18 protein-coding genes are annotated in these 16018 nt (G+C 66.7%); 11 read left to right on the top strand and 7 right to left on the bottom strand.

Going from position 1 to position 16018, the window contains the following annotated elements; all coding sequences use genetic code 11:
• The first annotated feature begins 80 nt into the window (after positions 1 to 80).
• The 4 genes from F468_RS0106055 to lipB are packed head-to-tail and all read left to right on the top strand — an operon-like array spanning position 81 to position 3198.
• Positions 81 to 1328, top strand: coding sequence for a D-alanyl-D-alanine carboxypeptidase family protein (locus F468_RS0106055; protein ID WP_018138668.1), 1248 nt, complete (start codon positions 81 to 83; stop codon positions 1326 to 1328).
• A gap of 12 nt (positions 1329 to 1340) precedes the next feature.
• Positions 1341 to 2225, top strand: coding sequence for a D-amino acid aminotransferase (locus tag F468_RS0106060; RefSeq protein ID WP_018994765.1), 885 nt, complete (start codon positions 1341 to 1343; stop codon positions 2223 to 2225).
• Positions 2222 to 2491: a YbeD family protein gene (locus tag F468_RS0106065; RefSeq protein WP_017925710.1), complete on the top strand. Its 270-nt coding sequence runs from the start codon at positions 2222 to 2224 to the stop codon at positions 2489 to 2491. Before F468_RS0106060 ends, F468_RS0106065 begins: the two co-directional genes overlap by 4 nt.
• Positions 2488 to 3198: a lipoyl(octanoyl) transferase LipB gene (gene lipB / locus F468_RS0106070; RefSeq protein WP_018994766.1), complete on the top strand. Its 711-nt coding sequence runs from the start codon at positions 2488 to 2490 to the stop codon at positions 3196 to 3198. Before F468_RS0106065 ends, lipB begins: the two co-directional genes overlap by 4 nt.
• A gap of 830 nt (positions 3199 to 4028) precedes the next feature.
• Here lipB and lipA read toward each other — a convergent pair.
• The 6 genes from lipA to F468_RS0106100 form a co-directional block, all read right to left on the bottom strand.
• The gene (gene lipA, locus F468_RS0106075; RefSeq protein WP_018994767.1) at positions 4029 to 4985 is read right to left on the bottom strand and encodes a lipoyl synthase; all 957 of its coding nucleotides are present in this window, start codon (positions 4983 to 4985) and stop codon (positions 4029 to 4031) included.
• Positions 4986 to 5051: 66 nt separating this feature from the next.
• Complete coding sequence (locus F468_RS0106080; RefSeq protein ID WP_026296499.1) at positions 5052 to 6251, bottom strand: HDOD domain-containing protein; 1200 nt, start codon at positions 6249 to 6251, stop codon at positions 5052 to 5054.
• A gap of 8 nt (positions 6252 to 6259) precedes the next feature.
• Positions 6260 to 7471 carry an HDOD domain-containing protein gene (locus F468_RS0106085; RefSeq protein ID WP_026296500.1) on the bottom strand — a complete coding sequence of 404 codons (1212 nt, stop codon included), beginning with the start codon at positions 7469 to 7471 and terminating at the stop codon, positions 6260 to 6262.
• Positions 7472 to 7566: 95 nt separating this feature from the next.
• A complete protein-coding gene (locus tag F468_RS14570) occupies positions 7567 to 8151 on the bottom strand; it encodes a hypothetical protein (protein ID WP_018138071.1) in 585 nt (194 codons plus the stop codon).
• Positions 8148 to 8552 (bottom strand): hypothetical protein, encoded by a 405-nt coding sequence (locus F468_RS0106095; RefSeq protein WP_018138072.1) that lies wholly within the window; start codon positions 8550 to 8552, stop codon positions 8148 to 8150. Before F468_RS0106095 ends, F468_RS14570 begins: the two co-directional genes overlap by 4 nt.
• A 15-nt stretch (positions 8553 to 8567) precedes the next feature.
• Positions 8568 to 8807 carry a BolA family protein gene (locus F468_RS0106100; RefSeq protein WP_018138073.1) on the bottom strand — a complete coding sequence of 80 codons (240 nt, stop codon included), beginning with the start codon at positions 8805 to 8807 and terminating at the stop codon, positions 8568 to 8570.
• Between the two features lie 230 nt (positions 8808 to 9037).
• Here F468_RS0106100 and F468_RS0106105 point away from each other — a divergent pair, with 230 nt between their 5' ends.
• The 3 genes from F468_RS0106105 to F468_RS0106115 all read left to right on the top strand — a co-directional run bounded on the left by F468_RS0106105 (position 9038) and on the right by F468_RS0106115 (position 11439).
• Positions 9038 to 9790 (top strand): MBL fold metallo-hydrolase, encoded by a 753-nt coding sequence (locus F468_RS0106105; RefSeq protein ID WP_018138074.1) that lies wholly within the window; start codon positions 9038 to 9040, stop codon positions 9788 to 9790.
• Positions 9791 to 9886: 96 nt separating this feature from the next.
• Positions 9887 to 10714: a nucleoside triphosphate pyrophosphohydrolase gene (gene mazG, locus F468_RS0106110; protein WP_018138075.1), complete on the top strand. Its 828-nt coding sequence runs from the start codon at positions 9887 to 9889 to the stop codon at positions 10712 to 10714.
• Positions 10711 to 11439 carry a ferredoxin--NADP reductase gene (locus tag F468_RS0106115; RefSeq protein ID WP_018138076.1) on the top strand — a complete coding sequence of 243 codons (729 nt, stop codon included), beginning with the start codon at positions 10711 to 10713 and terminating at the stop codon, positions 11437 to 11439. Before mazG ends, F468_RS0106115 begins: the two co-directional genes overlap by 4 nt.
• Positions 11440 to 11582: 143 nt before the next feature.
• Here F468_RS0106115 and nadB read toward each other — a convergent pair whose 3' ends face one another.
• Entirely contained in the window at positions 11583 to 13223 is a 1641-nt protein-coding gene (gene nadB, locus F468_RS0106120) for an L-aspartate oxidase (RefSeq protein WP_018138077.1), read from the bottom strand.
• A gap of 144 nt (positions 13224 to 13367) precedes the next feature.
• On the opposite strand from nadB, the gene rpoE reads away from it, so the two are divergent.
• From rpoE to F468_RS0106140, 4 genes are read left to right on the top strand one after another with little or no spacing between them, the layout of a single operon-like run.
• The gene (gene rpoE / locus F468_RS0106125; protein ID WP_018138078.1) at positions 13368 to 13949 is read left to right on the top strand and encodes an RNA polymerase sigma factor RpoE; all 582 of its coding nucleotides are present in this window, start codon (positions 13368 to 13370) and stop codon (positions 13947 to 13949) included.
• An 11-nt stretch (positions 13950 to 13960) separates the two neighbouring features.
• Positions 13961 to 14530 carry a sigma-E factor negative regulatory protein gene (locus F468_RS0106130; protein WP_018875328.1) on the top strand — a complete coding sequence of 190 codons (570 nt, stop codon included), beginning with the start codon at positions 13961 to 13963 and terminating at the stop codon, positions 14528 to 14530.
• A gap of 6 nt (positions 14531 to 14536) precedes the next feature.
• On the top strand, positions 14537 to 15520 hold the full coding sequence (locus tag F468_RS0106135) for a MucB/RseB C-terminal domain-containing protein (RefSeq protein WP_018138080.1): 984 nt from the start codon (positions 14537 to 14539) through the stop codon (positions 15518 to 15520).
• 5 nt (positions 15521 to 15525) lie between these two features.
• Positions 15526 to 16011, top strand: a complete 486-nt coding sequence (locus tag F468_RS0106140) for a SoxR reducing system RseC family protein (RefSeq protein WP_018138081.1) — start codon at positions 15526 to 15528, stop codon at positions 16009 to 16011.
• The last annotated feature ends 7 nt before the right edge of the window (positions 16012 to 16018 follow it).

A 16018-nucleotide genomic window follows, 5' to 3' on the forward strand; every position in this document is an offset into this window, starting at 1 on the left:
GCCGCCGGGCCCGTTTGCGTTCATCTGCTCGGGCCCGGTCTGCTATCGTTAGCCATCTCTACAGGAGGCCTCGAACCACCATGATCCCCCCGCTCCATTCTGTCGCCCGCCGCGCCCTGATGACCCTCTCCCTGGCCGTGTGCGTTGCCGCCATGCCGGCGATGGCGGGTGAGCCCCTGCCGGTTCCGGGCAGTGGTGGGGCCATGCCAAGCGGGATCCCCAGCCCGCCCTCTGACGTGACGGCGAAGAGCTATGCGCTGATGGACTTCGATTCCGGTCTGGTGCTGGCCTCGCGCGAGGCGGATGTTGATCGCGAACCCGCGAGCCTGACCAAGCTGATGACGGCCTACGTCGTGTTCGGCGAGATTCGCGACGGGCGGCTGGGGCTCGAGGACACGGTGACCATCAGCGAGCGGGCCTGGCGCACGGGTATGCGGGGCGCGTCGCGCATGTTTATTGAGGTCGGCGACGAGGTGAAGGTCGAGGACCTGCTGCGCGGGATGATCATCCAGTCCGGAAACGATGCCTCCACCGCGCTCGCCGAGGCTGTGGCCGGTTCCGAGGGGGCGTTCGTCGACATGATGAACAGCCAGGCGCGTGAACTCGGGATGATGAACTCGTATTTCACCAACTCGCACGGGCTGCCTTCCGATGAGCCGCAATCCACCTCTGCTCAGGATATGGCGCTGCTGGCTCGGGCGCTGATTCGCGAGTTCCCCGACCTTTACGGCTATTACAGCGAGCGCTCGTTCGAGTTCAACGATATCTCGCAGAGTAACCGCAACATGCTCCTTTGGCGTGACGCCGGTTTCGATGGCCTGAAGACCGGCTGGACCTCCGCGGCCGGTTACAACCTGGTCTCGTCGGCGAAGCGCAGCGATCGCCGCCTGATCGCCGTGGTGCTGGGCATCGAGGCCTCCAACCACCAGGAGGGTGGTACGCGTCGGGCCAACGAGTCGCAGGCCCTGGTCAACTGGGGCATGCGTTTTACCGAACCCCAGCGTCTGTTCGAGGCGGGGACGCAGCTGGGCAGCCCGCGCATCTATCGTGGTGCGGATAGCGAGGTGTCCGTCGGGCTGGCCGAGGATTTCTGGGTGATCGTGCCCCCGGGCCGCGGTGACAACCTTGAGGCCACAATGGAATTGAACCAGCCGCTGGAAGCGCCGCTGGCCGCAGGGGCCGCCGTGGGCGAGGTGCAGGCCCGTCTCAATGGCGAGTTGATCGGGCAGCAGCCGGTCGTCGCCCTTGAAGAGATCGAGGAGGGCGGGCTGGTGCGTCGCCTATGGGATGGTGCTGCCTTGTCGCTGCGCTCGGTCTGGCCGTTCTGACTCGGGGCGAGTGTGAGCGTTGCGTATTTCAATGGCGACTTCATGCCGCTCGAATCGGTGCGTATCTCCCCGCTGGATCGCGGATTCCTGTTCGGGGACTCGGTCTACGAGGTAATCCCCAGCTACGCCGGGCAGCTGTTTCTGCTGACGGAACACCTTGAGCGGCTGCAGCGCTCGCTGGACGCCATCCGCCTCGAATCGCCGCTGTCGTTCGACCAGTGGCGGGGCATGCTGGAGGAGCTCGTCCGGCGCAACGAGGGGGATGTGCCCATCGATCTCGGGCTGTACCTGCAGGTCACGCGCGGGGTTGCCCCGCGCGACCACGCCTTTCCCGCCGGCGGGCCGCCCACGGTCTTTGCGATGGCGAATCCGATCGCGCCACTGCCGGACACGATCCGCCAGGCCGGGGTCGCGGCGGTGACGGGGCCCGATACGCGCTGGTCCCGCTGTGACATCAAGGCCACTACGCTGCTGGCCAACGTGCTCGCGCGTCAGGAGGCCCGCGAACAGGATGCAGTCGAGGCCATCCTGTTGCGCGACGGTCAGGTGACGGAGGGTGCGGCCAGCAATGTGTTCGCCCTCGTCGACGGCACGCTGGTTACGCCTCCGCTGGCATCATCGCTGCTCCCGGGGGTAACAAGGGCCCTGGTCCTGCGCTTGGCCGCCCAGTGCGGTCTCGATGTTGTGGAGCGTGATCTGTCCGAGTCCCAGTTGCGTGCGGCCGACGAGATCTGGCTGACCAGTTCCACCAAGGAGCTCCTGCCGGTTTGTCGGCTCGACGGCCATCCGGTCGGAGCCGGGGTCCCGGGCCCGGGCTGGCAGGCCGTTCATGCCGCGTATCAGCAGGCAAAGCGCGACGCTCACCCGTCCCGGGCACCAGTCGAGGGGTGCGCATGACAGACGAGCGCGAAAGCCTGATCGAGTTTCCCTGTCGTTTTCCGATCAAGGTCATGGGCGACTCGCACCCGGAGCTCCTGGAGGCCGTGGAGGCCTGTGTGGCCGAGCATGTGCCGGACCCGGACGACGCCGTGATCCAGCAGCGCGCCTCCAGTGGCGGGCGTTTCGTCGGCATCACCATCACCTTCACCGCGACCAGTCAGGCCCAGCTCGATGACCTCTACCGGGCCCTGGGGCGCTGTGACCGGGTCCGCATGATCCTGTGACCGGTCCGCTCGTCCCCGGGCCCGTGGCCCGCCTGCTGGGTATGCAGCCCTACGTACCTGTCTGGCAGGCGATGCAACTCCAGGCCCGGGAGCGCGATGCGACCCGGCCGGACGCGTTCTGGTGCGTTGAACACCCCCCCGTCTTCACCCAGGGCCGTAATGGCCGCCCCGAGCATCTGCTGGACCCCGGCGCGACGCCGGTGATCGCGATCGATCGCGGGGGACAGGTGACCTGGCACGGCCCCGGACAACTGGTCATCTACACGCTGGTGGATCTGCCGCGACTGGGGATCGGGGTCCGGCGTCTGGTCGAAGGCCTGGAGCAGGCGGTGATCGATACGCTCGCGCAATGGGGTATCCACGCGCAGCGCCGGGAGCAGGCGCCAGGGGTATATGTGGACGGGGCCAAGATTGCGGCGCTCGGGCTGCGCATCCGGCACGGGCGCAGCATCCATGGGCTGGCGCTGAACATCGCCCCGGATCTGGCGCCGTTTCAGCGCATGAACCCCTGTGGCTATCCCGGCCTCGCCGCGACCTCCATGCAGCATCTGCTCGGCCCGGTGGACGCCACCCGCGTCCGCGAGCAACTGCTCGCCCATCTAGCCGAACAGCTGTTTCCCGCGGCGGTCGCGAGCATCAGGCATGAACCCTCTTTGCCGCCCGAGCTCGTCCGTATTCTGGCGCTGGGGCGTTGTCCCGCATCCTGAGGCTGGGCCTGGTTCGTCCTCTGGAGTTTACGGTGGCTTCGTCCGGCCGCCTGCCTGCGCTGTCTCGCCAGCGCGCCGCGAGGTACTTTCTTGCTTGCCCAAGAAAGTACCCAAAGAAGGGCACCCGGATTCCGCCCGGGGACCTTGCTCCAGGGTCCTCGGGCCGGCGGCGCTGAAACTCGCTACGCCTTCGGCTTCGCTCAGACAGTCAGCGCCTCTTTTCCGTCCCGAGGACCCCTCCGCAAGGGGCTTCATACGGGGGATGAAGGTCAAGACAACGGCCGCTCTGACGTTCGTGCCAATGGATGGAGGCAAGGTGTTCCGACATCCTGGGCACGCGCGGCCTGCAGCCCTGGCGTGCCGCGCCCGCCAGCGGGCGCCAGACCCCATCGTAGGATGTGATGAGCGCAGCGAATCGCATCAGGGTTGCCCCGGCGTTGGCACGGTGCGTTTCGCTACGCTCAACGCACCCTACGGCGTACGGGATAGGCAGAAGCGCTGGAAGACAACTGGTTTTGATCTTCCCTCCCGATATGAGCCCCTTGTGGAGGGCGTGACAGGACGGAGAAAAGGCGCTGACTGTCTGAGCGAAGCGACAGCGTAGCGAGTTTCAGCGCCGCCGGCCTGGCGCGTCCGGAGCAAGGTTCCTGGGCGAATTCCGGGCGTGTTTCTTGGTTACTTCTTTGCACGAGCAAAGAAGTAACTCGCGGCGCGCTCGCGAGTGAGCGCAGGCAGGCGGTGGCCCGAAGCCACCGTAAACTCCAGAGGTCAAACCAGGTCCCGCCTCAGGGCACGGGACAGCGCCCCAGCGGGAGGGGGCACAGGGCGGGTCAGGCGGTTTCGAGGCCCTGGGCCTGGAGGTCGGCGTGGTAGGAAGAGCGCACCATGGGCCCGCTGGCCACCTGCTTGAAGCCCATTTCGCGTGCGGCCTCGCCGAGGTCGTCGAACTCCTCCGGTGCCAGGAAGCGCGTGACCGGAAGATGATGGCGCGAGGGCTGCAGGTACTGCCCCAGGGTCAGCATGTCGCAGCCGTGTTCGCGCAGGTCCGCCAGGACCTCCAGCAGCTCCTCGCGGGTCTCGCCGAGCCCGAGCATCAGACCGGACTTGGTCGGCACCCCGGGGTGCTGTTCGCGGAAACGCTTCAGCAGCTCCAGCGACCATTGATAGTCGGCGCCGGGACGCGCCTCGCGGTAAAGCCGCGGGATCGTCTCGAGATTGTGGTTGAAGACGTCCGGCGGGGCCTGGTGCATGATCTCCAGCGCCCGGTCCATGCGGCCGCGGAAGTCGGGCACCAGGATCTCGATCTTCGTGTTCGGATTCAGCGTGCGGACCTCGCGGATGCAGTCCACGAAGTGGCCGGCGCCACCGTCACGGAGGTCGTCGCGATCCACCGAGGTGATGACCACGTACTTCAGGCCCAGCGCCTGGATGGTCTCCGCCAGGTGGCGGGGCTCGTCGGGGTCGAGGGCCTCGGGGCGGCCGTGGGCGACATCGCAGAACGGGCAGCGGCGGGTGCAGATGTCACCCATGATCATGAAGGTGGCGGTGCCGTGGGCGAAGCATTCGCCCAGGTTCGGGCAGCTCGCCTCTTCGCAGACGGTGTGCAGCTTCTGGTCGCGCAGGATGCGCTTGATACGCTGCACCTCGGGCCGAGCCTGGCTCTGGGCGCGGATCCACTTCGGTTTGCGCTGCGGCTGCTCGGTCGGGCTGATCTTGACCGGGATGCGCGCGACCTTGTCGGCGGCGCGTTGTTTTTCGCCAGGTTGGGGTCGTGTTCGAGTGGTCATAGGGTCTTCCCTGAATGGGTTGCGGTCGCTCCGCCCGATCAGGGGGCGATAGCGGCGCGATCGGGGTCAGGCGACCTCGCGGATCAGCGCGTCAATCTCGCGGCGGGCCGTGTCGATTGCCGGCAGCTGGCCGTCGTCGTCGAGCACAAAGCCGAATCGTGCCACGGCGTTCAACTTGGCCAGTGGCGTCCGGTCCGCCAGGGCGTCGTCGCCATCGCGCGTGCAGGCGCTGCGAGCGATGCGCACGATATCGGTCAGGGGTGCTGCCGTAGCGGTTTCCGGGCCACCGGAATCGCGAATAGCCGCCATGATATCGGAAGCCAGGCCCCACTGTTGAGCAACCAGTTCGCCGATCAGGCCTTCCAGGCGATAGAGGATGCGCTCGATGTCCTCGGCACTGCGGTCGGGGTGGCTGCGGGCGACCTCGCCGATGATGGGCAATGCACCGACCCGATGCAGCAGCCCGGCCAGCAGGGCCTTTTGCGGATCGACTGCCTCGCTCTGGTCCGCCAGTACGCAGCTGATGGCCGCGACGCGGGACGAACGCCGCCACAGGCGTTCCAGCAGGCCGTGGTAGGGGCTGTCGCGCCGAATGAAGACCTGGTGCGCAGCGAGCGCCATCACCAGTTGCCGGGTCCGTTCGAGGCCGAGACGGGAGACCGCATCGGCCAGTCGCGAGACCTCGCGCTGGCTCCCCATCGCCGGGCTGTTGGCCACCGACAGCAGGCGTGCGGCGACGCTGGGGTCTTCCTCGATGATGCGGGTGACGCGCTCGATATCGACGTCCGGGTCCTTCAGCGCCGCCTGCAGGTGCAGTGCCACTTCCGGCAATTGCGGCAGTTGCAGTTCGCCGGAGAAGGCGCGGGTGTAGATGCTGGTGAACAGCTCGCCCTCAAGGTCGGACAGCTCGATCTCGCTGACCTCCACACCTTCGCGCGCGCCATCGATCAGGTTTTCGTAGACCTTGCGGTCGAACAGGGCGATACGCCCGCTACTCGCCGCGATCGCGTGGCTGTGGTAATCGCGTTCGTTGAACAGTGGGTTCAGGGATTCCGGGCTGCCGCCCTTGAGGATGACCGACTGGCCGTCGTCAGACAGGATTACCCGGCCTTCAAGGAGAAAGATCAGGTGGCGCCATTCGTCACGCGCATGCAGCTTCAGGCCGGGCTTGATGTCCAGGGTGCTGGCGTGCTGGAGGAGCTTGTGGCGCGCACGCTCGCCGAGGTCGGCGAACGGGACCAGTTGTGGAAGACGTTCCTCGATCACCGACACCTCTACATATCAAAGAGTTTTTGCAATTCCGCCAGGTCGGCGGCCCGGGCCTCCAGGAAGGCGATCGGTTCCCCGGGGGCGGGGGCATCGATGCCCAGGAGTTCGAAAGCCTTGACCTCGGACGGGGCCGGCAGTTCCTTGCCCTCGGCCTGCAGCGCGGCGTACTGGGCGACCAGCGCGATGCTGGCATAGTCGGGTTCCGCCGGCCGGTAGCCCCAGTCGCTGCTGTGTTCCGCGACGTTGACCAGGTCTCCGCCCAGGTCCCAGTAGTTGATGACCAGTACGCCAGCCAGATTGCGCAGGCGGCGAACCAGACGGGCCACCCGCTCGGGCTCCGGGTGGTCCTCGCGTACCTCGATGAACTGGATGATCGGGACGGCCCCGATGCCGGCCACCAGGCCGGCGAGCAACGCGCGCTCACGGTCCAGCAGCTTCAGGGAGTCGGCCACCAGATAGGCATAGGCCGATTGCAGTACCCCGTGCTGCCAGACCGCCTCCATCGCCTCACGCGTGGTGGCGTGGCGCGCCTTGAAGGCCTGTCGCATAGCCATGTTCATGGCCAGCATGCGGGTATTGCGAAAGCCCAGGCGCGTGACCGCGTCCCGTACCGACTGGATCTGCTGCGAGCCGCGGAACAGCGGGCTGTTCGTGGCGTGCAACAAGGCTCCGGCGATGGTCCCGTCGCGCTGGATGACATCGGTCAGCTTGTCGATGTCCGCGTCTGGATCCTTGGTCAGCTCCTGGATGCGCAGGGCGACCTCGGGCATGGTCGGCAGCTCCAGACGATTGCTGGTGATCAAGTCGTACAGCTCGCCGAAAAAGGCGCCTTCCGTGTCATCCAGCTCGGTGTCGTGCATTACCAGCGAGGCACTGTGGGCCTGCTCCAGCGCCCCTGTGGGCACCTCCAGCATGCGGCAGGGCTTTTCGGTGATGATGAAATCGTGCTGGCCGGCCCCGCCGTCGAACATCTGCAGGGGCGGCTCGCTGTTGCCATCGCTGACGGTAATGCGCGAAGGGGTGCCGCCGCTGACGCGTACCAGTTGGCCGCTCAGCAGAAACAGGTGCCGGTCCGCTACGTCCTTGGGCCGCAGCCGCTTGCCGGCGGGCAGCTCCGGGCTCGCGCATGCCTGGGCCAGTTCCGCGCGGGCGGACTCCGACAGGTGCGCGGTGAGGTCCATTTCCTGGAGCAGACTGTCGATGGTCGTCGTGTCCATGAGCGATTCCGTTGCCTGTGTTTCGATCATTCCCTGGTCCGGGCGGGGCGCCAGTGGGTTCGTGTTCCCCCGGCCCGCGGTGCCCGGCCGCGCAATCACCGCAATGGAGCTTGCCGGGTATTTTGCGGGGGAGTCGCGCCTTGTGACGTGGGTCTCAGTGTAGCATCCCGCGCAGGCTCAAGGCCCCCGCGACAGGCGAAGGAAGGACGCTCGTGCGAGTCGATCAGGCCCTCGGCGCGCAGAAAGGCCCGTGCATCGTCGGCGTCCCCCTCGAACCAGCGCGCGGTCGATCCCAGGCGGAAGCTGTAGCCCCAGGCGTCCATGTCCTGCATCAGCCGGTTGCGCCCGACCCCGGGCAGGGCATCGGCGAGCAGGATCTGCAGATAGCACACCCCGCATTCCTCCAGGTCGTCGCCTCCGGCATTGGTATGCAGGGCCGCGCGGCGCTCGGGTTCCATGCAGATCAGATGGCCGGCCTCGTGCAGCGCCGAGTGCAGCGGGGTGTCCGGGCGTACATGTACGGCCAACCCGATGATCCCGGCCTCGGGCTCGCCCCACCAGGTCCCGGGCAGTGCGGCACCGGGCGGATGCATTACCAGTTGTAGTCCGTAGCGTTCGAGCAGGTCGCGTAGCGGGGTTTCGATGGTGGCATCGCCGCATTCGAGAACGGTTGAGGTCATGGGCCGGAGTTGCCGGGCAGGGCCTGGGTCTGGGCGCGGCTGCGGCGCGGGCATTCCTCCGGGTGCTCGCGGCACCAGGCATCCACCCGTTCGGCGAGGTCATCCTGAAAGCACAGGAGGTAGAAGCGGGCCTGCTCGCGGTTGGCGATAGCCGGTCGCCCGAGGGCGTCGACCACGCCGGTGCGCAATGCGGCGATGATTGCGTTGGCAGCCTTTTTTTGCGGCCAGGCGGTGATCTGGCCCCAGGCCTCGGGGCTGAAGTACAGACGTAGCAGGTCCGGGCGCGTGGTCAGCAGCATGCGCGTGACATTGCGCAGGGTCGTCTCGGCCTCGCCCCAGTCGTGGACCAGGCCGCCCTCCAGCAGGCGCTCGATCTCCTCGCGGCCCTTGGGTGAAAGCATTACCGCTCGCCGTGCCTAGGCGCTTGCGGCCTCTTCCGGCGTCAGGGCGCGGATGGACAGCGCGTGGACCTCGCCGGAGTCGATCTGGTCGCGCACGGTGGCGTAGACGGTCTGGTGCTTCTTGACCTTGTTCATTCCGGCGAACTGCGGGCTGACGACCAGGGCCTCGAATTTGCCCTCGCCCCCGGTCACCTCGACCTTCTCGGCCTCCGGCAGGCCGGCGCGGATGAGTTCGGCCACTTGATTGGCTTCCATGGTGAGTCCTTGATGTCGATGTGTATGTCGGCAGAGGCCGCATGATAGCCAGTGGCGTGGCGCTACAGAAGGGCGAGGTGGCCCGGCTCCGGGAACTCGTGGTAGTGGTGGGGTTCCGAACGGGAGATAGTCGCGGTACGCACACTGGCTTGGTGCCGGCAGCGACTACCGGTTAGTATTAGGAAATGCTGATATAACGGACGGGCCCATATGGCCCTGGAGGACACCGCATGATTTTCAAGCAGCTGTTCGAGGAAGAATCGTCCACCTACACCTATCTGCTGAGCTGCCCGGACACGGGCAAGACCGCGCTGATCGATCCGGTGATCGAGACCGTGGACCGCGATCTGCGGGTGCTGCAGGAGATGGGGCTGAGCCTCGACTACGCGATCGAGACGCACATCCACGCCGACCACATCACCGGCGGCAAGATGCTGCGCGAGCGGACGGGCTGCCAGCTGGCCGGCCCGGCGCTGGACGAGCTGCCCTGTCGCGACGTCGGCCTGCGCGAGGGCGAGCCCTTCCAGGTGGGGAATCTGGTGATCAATCCCCTCTATACCCCGGGGCATACCGATTCCCATCATGCCTATCTGATGGATCACGTCGGCCTGAAGATGCTGTTCTCCGGGGACGCCCTGCTGATCGAGGCCTGTGGCCGCACCGACTTCCAGTCGGGTGACGCCAAGACCCTGTACCGGTCGATCCATGACAAGTTCTTCACCCTGCCAGACGAGACGCTGGTATATCCGTGCCACGACTACGAAGAGCGCCAGATCACCACCATCGGGCAGGAGAAGATGCGCAACCCGCGTCTGGGCAAGAACAAGCCCGAGGCCGAGTTCGTCAAGATCATGGAGGAGATGGACCTGCCGTATCCGAAGAAGATCGACTGGGCGCTGCCCGGCAACGAGGGCTGCGGGATCTGCCCGGACAACCTGCCGGACGAGAAAAAGCGCCTCTGCGAACCGGATCAGCAGGGCTGATCGAGGTGTCGGGGCCGATCACGCGGCCCCGACACTGGCATCGGAGTGTGGCGGACGGTTTTGCCCGCCCACCGGGACCCCTTACACTCCACCGTCATGACGGACACCAATCCCGTGGATCGCCTGCGCGCGATCATGGCGCGCCTGCGTGATCCCGAGCAGGGTTGTGCCTGGGACCGGGCGCAGACCGCTCAAACTATCGTGCCCCACACACTGGAGGAGGCCTTCGAGCTGGCCGATGCGATCGCTCGCGACGATGGCCGCGAGGCGGCCAGTCGCGAGCTGCGCGACGAACTGGGCGATCTCCTGTTTCAGGTGGTCTTCCAGGCGCGGATCGCGGAGGAGGCGGGGCGTTTCGACCTCGATGACATCGCACGTGCGATCGGCGACAAGCTGGTGCGGCGCCACCCGCATGTATTCGCCGATGCCGAATACTCGGATGATGCCGCCCGCGAGGCCGCCTGGGAATCGGCCAAGGCCGAGGAGCGCGCCGCGCGCGACCACCACAGCGCGATGGACGACATCCCGCTGGCGATGCCGGCCCTGGCCCGTGCCGCCAAGACCCAGCGCCGCGCGGCCCGGCTGGGCTTCGACTGGGGCGACCCGGCCCCGGTGCTGGAGAAGATCCACGAGGAACTGGACGAGGTCCGCGAGGAGCTGGCCAGCGACGCCGATCCCGAGCGCGTGGCCGAGGAGATCGGCGACCTGCTGTTTGCCGTGACCAACTGGGCGCGTCATCTGGGAGTGGAACCGGAGGGTGCGCTGCGTGGCGCCACGCGCAAGTTCGAGGCGCGCTTTCGTACCATGGAGGCCCTGGCCCGCGCGCAGGGGCAGGCCTTGGAACAACTGGATTTCGACGCCCAGGAGGCTCTCTACCAGGAGGCCCGGCGGCGTGAACGCGACACCAACACGGACCCCAAATGACACACGCCGTTGAACTGCCCGAACACTTCATGCCGGCCCGGATCGAGGCGATCGAACAGGTTACGCCGCTGATCAAGGTCTTTACTCTGTCGGCCGACCCGGCGCGCTTTGCCAGCAAGGCCGGGCAGTGGCTGGATCTGGTGATCCCGCAGGCCGCCGGCAAGCCGTTTGTCGGGGGGTATTCGGTGGTCTCCGCGCCGCGCGATGACGGGCGGCTGCAGCTCGCAATCAAGTACGCCGATCACCATCACGCCACGCACTACCTGCACTCCACCGCACGCGAGGGAGATACGGTCTACATCACCCCCGGCCAGGGCAGCTTCTTCTTCGAGCCGGGCATGGCGCGGAACGTCGTGCTGCTGGGCGCGGGGATCGGGGTCACGCCGCTGTTCAGCATCCTGCGTGCGGTCAATGACGGCATGCCGGACGTCTACGCCCATCTCGTCTACAGCGTCGCTCACCAGGACGAGATGCTGTTCCCCGACGAGCTGGCGCACCTGGCCAAGGCCGAGAACATCGACGTAACGCTGACAGTGACGCGCGAGGCCGAGGACTGGCTGGGCCACACCGGGCGCATCAGCCACGAGCTGCTGGAGTCCCTGAACCTGCCGCGCGACGCCCTGTTCTACTTCTGCGGTTCGCGCGAGTTCATCGAGGATATGGCCACGCTTCTGGCCGAGTGGGGAATCCCCGAGGCGCAGCTCAAGTACGAGAAGTGGTGGTAGCGCCGCCGCGCTTGCCCCCCGTTATTGCGAGGAGCCGCAGGCGACGCGGCAACCGCCCGAAGCTGGACGTCGCTTTGGGGTTTGCTGGCTGGCGGATACCGCTTGCTTCGTCGCGAGGTTCCTCGCAATGACGGGGAGGCAGGTTACGGCCGGCGGCGGTCGCCGGGGCGCAGGGCGTTGTCCGGTGCCAGGATCGTCGGCTGGCCGTCCAGGGCCGGGTCGGTCTCGGGGTAGTCGCGAATAAAGTGCAGCCCGCGGCTTTCCTTGCGGGACAGGGCGCTGGTCACGATGATCTCCGCGACCATGGCCAGGTTGCGCAGCTCGAGCAGGTCCGGCGAGATGCGGAAATGGCTGTAATACTCGTGGATCTCTTCCTGCAGGATGCGGATGCGGCGCTCGGCGCGGTGCAGGCGCTCGCGGGTTCGCACAATGCCGACGTAGTCCCACATCAGGCGGCGCAGTTCATCCCAGTCGTGGGCGACCACGACCTCCTCCTCGGATTCCGTGACCCGTGACTCGTCCCAGGCGGGCGGTGCCGCGAGCTGCTCCGGCGCGGGCAGGTCGGTCTGCGAGAGGATGTGCTCGGCGGCCGCGCGGGCATAGACCAGGCATTCCAGCAAGGAGTTGCTGGCCATGCGGTTGGCCCCGTGCAGGCCGGTATAGGAGACCTCGCCGGCCGCGTACAGGCCGGGCAGATCGGTCTGGCCAAAGTGGTTCACCATCACCCCGCCACAGGTGTAGTGCGCGGCCGGCACCACCGGCAGCGGCTCGCGGGTCATGTCGAAGCCGAACTCCAGGCAGCGCTCATAGATCGTGGGGAAGTGCTCGCGGATGAACTCTGCCGGCTTGTGGCTGATGTCCAGGTTCACGTGATCCAGGCCGAGACGCTTCATCTCGTGGTCGACCGCGCGGGCGACGATGTCACGCGGGGCCAGTTCCGCACGCTTGTCGAAGCGCGGCATGAAGCGCTCGCCGTTGGGGAGCAGCAGCAGACCGCCCTCGCCACGCACCGCCTCGGAGATCAGGAACGACTTGGCGCGCGGATGGAACAGGCAGGTCGGGTGGAACTGCATGAACTCCATGTTCGCGATGCGACAGCCGGCACGCCACGCTATCGCGATCCCGTCGCCGGTGGCGCCGTCGGGGTTGGAGCTGTAGAGGTAGACCTTGCTCGCGCCGCCGGTCGCCAGGATCACGGTCGGGGCGAGGATGGTTTCCACCTCGCGGGTCTTGGCGTCCTGCACGTAGGCGCCGACCACGCGCCGGGTTCCGTCCACGGGCTGGGTGATCAGATCCACCGCCACGTGGCGCTCGAAGACCTCGATGCTGGCCTGCCCGGAGGCGCTCTTCACGAGGGCATCCTCGATTGCGCGGCCGGTCGCATCGGCGGCATGGGCGACGCGCCGGGCGCTGTGCCCCCCCTCGCGGGTCAGGTGCAGGCGGCTGCGCCCCTCCAGGGCCTCGCGGGTGAACGGCACGCCGAGGTTCAGCAGCCACTGGATTGCCTCGGGGCCGGCGGCCACGGTGCGCCGGACCGCGTCCGGATCGCACAGGTCGGCCCCCGCATCCAGGGTGTCGGCGATATGGGCATCGAACGAGTCGGCGCGGTCGAGAACGGCGGAGATCCCGCCCTGCGCATAGCGGGTCGAGCCCTCGTCCACTGGACCCTTGCTGATTACGGTGACGCGGCGATGCGGGGCCAGATGCAGGGCAGCGGAGAGCCCCGCTGCGCCGCTCCCGATGACCAGTACGTCGGCCAGGCGAGGTTGTTGTACTGTTCCCATGGCTCAGGTAACGTGCTGCGCTTGTTGCCCGAGCAAATCGTGGCCCTTTCGCAACAGTGTTGTGCGGAAAGCGAACTTAATGCGAGTCAGGCGGTCCATGCTTCATAGATTACCGGAGACCGGTGCCCTGGCGGGAGCCCCCGCATGAGCGAGAAGGCTTCCGACGAGGCTCTGGTCAAACGCGTACAAACCGGCGACAAGGCGGCTTTCGACATCCTGGTGCTGAAGTATCAGCACAAGATTATCAACCTGGTCGGGCGCTACGTGCATGATCAGGCTGCCGCCCAGGATGTGTCCCAGGAGGCCTTTATCAAGGCGTACCGGGGACTGGCGAACTTTCGCGGCGAGAGTGCGTTCTACACCTGGCTCTACCGCATCGCGATCAATACGGCCAAGAACTACCTGGTTTCCCAGGGACGGCGGCGGCCGGAGGCCGAAGTCGACGCACAGGACGCGGAACAGATGAGCGGTGACTCCGCTCTCAAGGACAATGCAACCCCGGAGGGGGAGCTCTTGTCCGAGGAGATAGAAGGCGCGGTGCAGCGCACCATCGAGAAACTGCCCGACGACCTTCGCATGGCGATTACGCTGCGCGAAATCGAGGGACTGAGTTACGAAGAAATCGCGCAGACGATGGGATGTCCGATCGGTACCGTACGGTCGCGCATCTTCAGGGCCCGCGAGGCCATCGACCGGACCTTGCGTCCTTTGTTAGACGAAGAATGACGAGAAGCACCATGAAAGAACAAGTCACCAAGAATGAACGTCTATCCGCCCTCGTAGACGGAGAAACGGATGACTTCGAGACGCGGCGCCTGATCGACGAGCTGGTCAAGTCCGAAGAGGATCGCAATCAGTGGGAACGCTATCACCTGATCGGTGACAGTCTCCGCGGCGGCCTGCGCAACACGGCCCCCGCACATTTCATGGATGACATCCGCACGGCCCTGGCGGACGAACCCGCCCTGCAGGGTGTGCCCCGGCGCGAATCGCCGCGCTGGCTGAAGCCCGTCGCCGGCACCGGAGTGGCCGCGGCCGTGGCGATGGTCACGCTGGTGGGTATGCAGATGCTGGGGGATCAACCCGGTCAGGATGCGACCCCGGTGGCCGTGGAAAGCGGTACCCCGGCGGCTACGGGCGACGTGCAGACGGCCAGCTCCCGCGCCGGTGCCGAAGATCCCGCACAGGCGGAACTTGGCGAGTCCCTGGATCCGCGGTTTGCCCGCTACCTCGAAAATCATGCCGAACTGACCGGCCCGGGCTCTTCGGCCCTGGGACGCGTACGCTACTCGGTCAGCGACGAGTAATACGTCATGTGGCGTGGGCTGCCGCTCGTTCTGGCCGCAACCGCGCTCTGCCTTCCGGCGCAGGTCCTGGCGGACGAGGTCTCGCCGTCGGAATGGCTTGAGCGCATGACGACAAGCCTGCATGCGGAGAGCTATCAAGGCACCTTCGTGCTGCAGCGCGATGACCGCATCGATACCATCCGTGTGGTACATGTCGCCGATGATGGCGGTTACCGAGAACGCCTCGAGACCCTGACTGGCGCCGAACGCGAGATCCTGCGCTCGGTGGATCGCCTGAGTGCAATCAAGGGCGCGCGCGGTGCCTCGGGAGACGGGGCGCAGTCACCGTTGGGCCCTGCCGGCGCGCCGGTCTCCCTGTTGGAAACACATGACCTCTATGCGCTGAAGATCCAGGGCCTGGACCGCGTGGCCGGTTATCCCTGCACCCTGATTATGGCGCGCGCGCGGGATGCCCTGCGCTACAGCCATCGCTACTGTCTCCATATGGACAGCGCCCTGCCGCTCCTGAGCGAGCTGTACGATCCCAAGGGCAAGCTGCTGGAACGGCTTGCCTTCACCGATCTGGAGTTGAGTGACGAGATCGCCGAGAGCGAACTCGAGCCGACGACCGATCAGGCCGAGCACATCGAGGTGCGCGCCGATCGCGGCCACAAGAAGCCCCAGTGGGACGACGACAATGGCCTGGGTGGCTGGAAGTTTGGTGAACTCCCCCCTGGCTTTCAGGCAGTCGCCGCCACGGAGCGCTCGCTGGGTAACGGGGACGAGGTCTCGCGCCACTTCGTGCTGAGTGATGGTCTGGCCTCGGTGTCGGTCTATGTAGAGCCGGCGGATGGCGAGAAGAGTTTCGAGGGTGCAACCCGTGCCGGCGCCACGCATGCCGCTGCACGGGTGATGGCCGGACATCAGGTCACGGCGGTCGGCGATGTCCCCCATATTACGGTCCAGCAGGTGCTGGACGCGGTCTATTACCAAGGCGCCGCGGGCGAGTAAGGCCGGTGGGGCACTGGATCGAGGAACAAGGTGTCGTGCTCGCGGCCGAGGCGCACAGCGCGCGCGTGCGCATCGAGCGCCAGTCCACCTGCGGAAGCTGTTCGGCCCGCACCGGCTGCGGTAGCGGTGTGCTGTCCGAGGTGCTGGGGCGAAAGGCCGTGGAGGTGACCATCGGCCACCCGGGTCAGCTCCGCGCCGGCGATCGCGTGATCATCGGGATTCGCGACCAGGCCCTGGTCTCGGGGGCCCTGGCGATGTATCTGCTGCCACTGCTGGGCCTGGTCGCCGTGCCGGGGCTGCTGATGCTGGCCTGGCCGCTGCTGGGCGAGGGCTGGCTGATGCTGGCCGGTGCGGCGGGTTTCGTGCTGGGGCTCGGCGGGGTTCGGTACTGGATGCGCCACCGCGCACCGGATCTGGCGCCGGTATTCCTGCGCCGCGAGCCCGACGCCGGTGTGGTCCGGGCGCAGGGCCGTCCGCGTCCGATCGAATAATGCAGGC

This window comes from Thioalkalivibrio sp. ALJ2 (assembly GCF_000378325.1).
GTDB lineage: Bacteria > Pseudomonadota > Gammaproteobacteria > Ectothiorhodospirales > Ectothiorhodospiraceae > Thioalkalivibrio.

What these genes read in the sequence shown, in the direction of transcription:
- rpoE (WP_018138078.1), top strand. Translation starts at nt 13,368, where the DNA reads ATGAGCGAGAAGGCTTCCGACGAGGCTCTGGTCAAACGCGTACAAACC.
- F468_RS0106130 (WP_018875328.1), top strand. Translation starts at nt 13,961, where the DNA reads ATGAAAGAACAAGTCACCAAGAATGAACGTCTATCCGCCCTCGTAGAC.
- F468_RS14570 (WP_018138071.1), bottom strand. Translation starts at nt 8,151, where the DNA reads ATGACCTCAACCGTTCTCGAATGCGGCGATGCCACCATCGAAACCCCG.
- nadB (WP_018138077.1), bottom strand. Translation starts at nt 13,223, where the DNA reads ATGGGAACAGTACAACAACCTCGCCTGGCCGACGTACTGGTCATCGGG.
- lipA (WP_018994767.1), bottom strand. Translation starts at nt 4,985, where the DNA reads ATGACCACTCGAACACGACCCCAACCTGGCGAAAAACAACGCGCCGCC.
- F468_RS0106095 (WP_018138072.1), bottom strand. Translation starts at nt 8,552, where the DNA reads ATGCTTTCACCCAAGGGCCGCGAGGAGATCGAGCGCCTGCTGGAGGGC.
- F468_RS0106105 (WP_018138074.1), top strand. Translation starts at nt 9,038, where the DNA reads ATGATTTTCAAGCAGCTGTTCGAGGAAGAATCGTCCACCTACACCTAT.
- mazG (WP_018138075.1), top strand. Translation starts at nt 9,887, where the DNA reads ATGACGGACACCAATCCCGTGGATCGCCTGCGCGCGATCATGGCGCGC.
- F468_RS0106115 (WP_018138076.1), top strand. Translation starts at nt 10,711, where the DNA reads ATGACACACGCCGTTGAACTGCCCGAACACTTCATGCCGGCCCGGATC.
- F468_RS0106065 (WP_017925710.1), top strand. Translation starts at nt 2,222, where the DNA reads ATGACAGACGAGCGCGAAAGCCTGATCGAGTTTCCCTGTCGTTTTCCG.
- F468_RS0106055 (WP_018138668.1), top strand. Translation starts at nt 81, where the DNA reads ATGATCCCCCCGCTCCATTCTGTCGCCCGCCGCGCCCTGATGACCCTC.
- F468_RS0106100 (WP_018138073.1), bottom strand. Translation starts at nt 8,807, where the DNA reads ATGGAAGCCAATCAAGTGGCCGAACTCATCCGCGCCGGCCTGCCGGAG.
- F468_RS0106085 (WP_026296500.1), bottom strand. Translation starts at nt 7,471, where the DNA reads ATGGACACGACGACCATCGACAGTCTGCTCCAGGAAATGGACCTCACC.
- F468_RS0106135 (WP_018138080.1), top strand. Translation starts at nt 14,537, where the DNA reads ATGTGGCGTGGGCTGCCGCTCGTTCTGGCCGCAACCGCGCTCTGCCTT.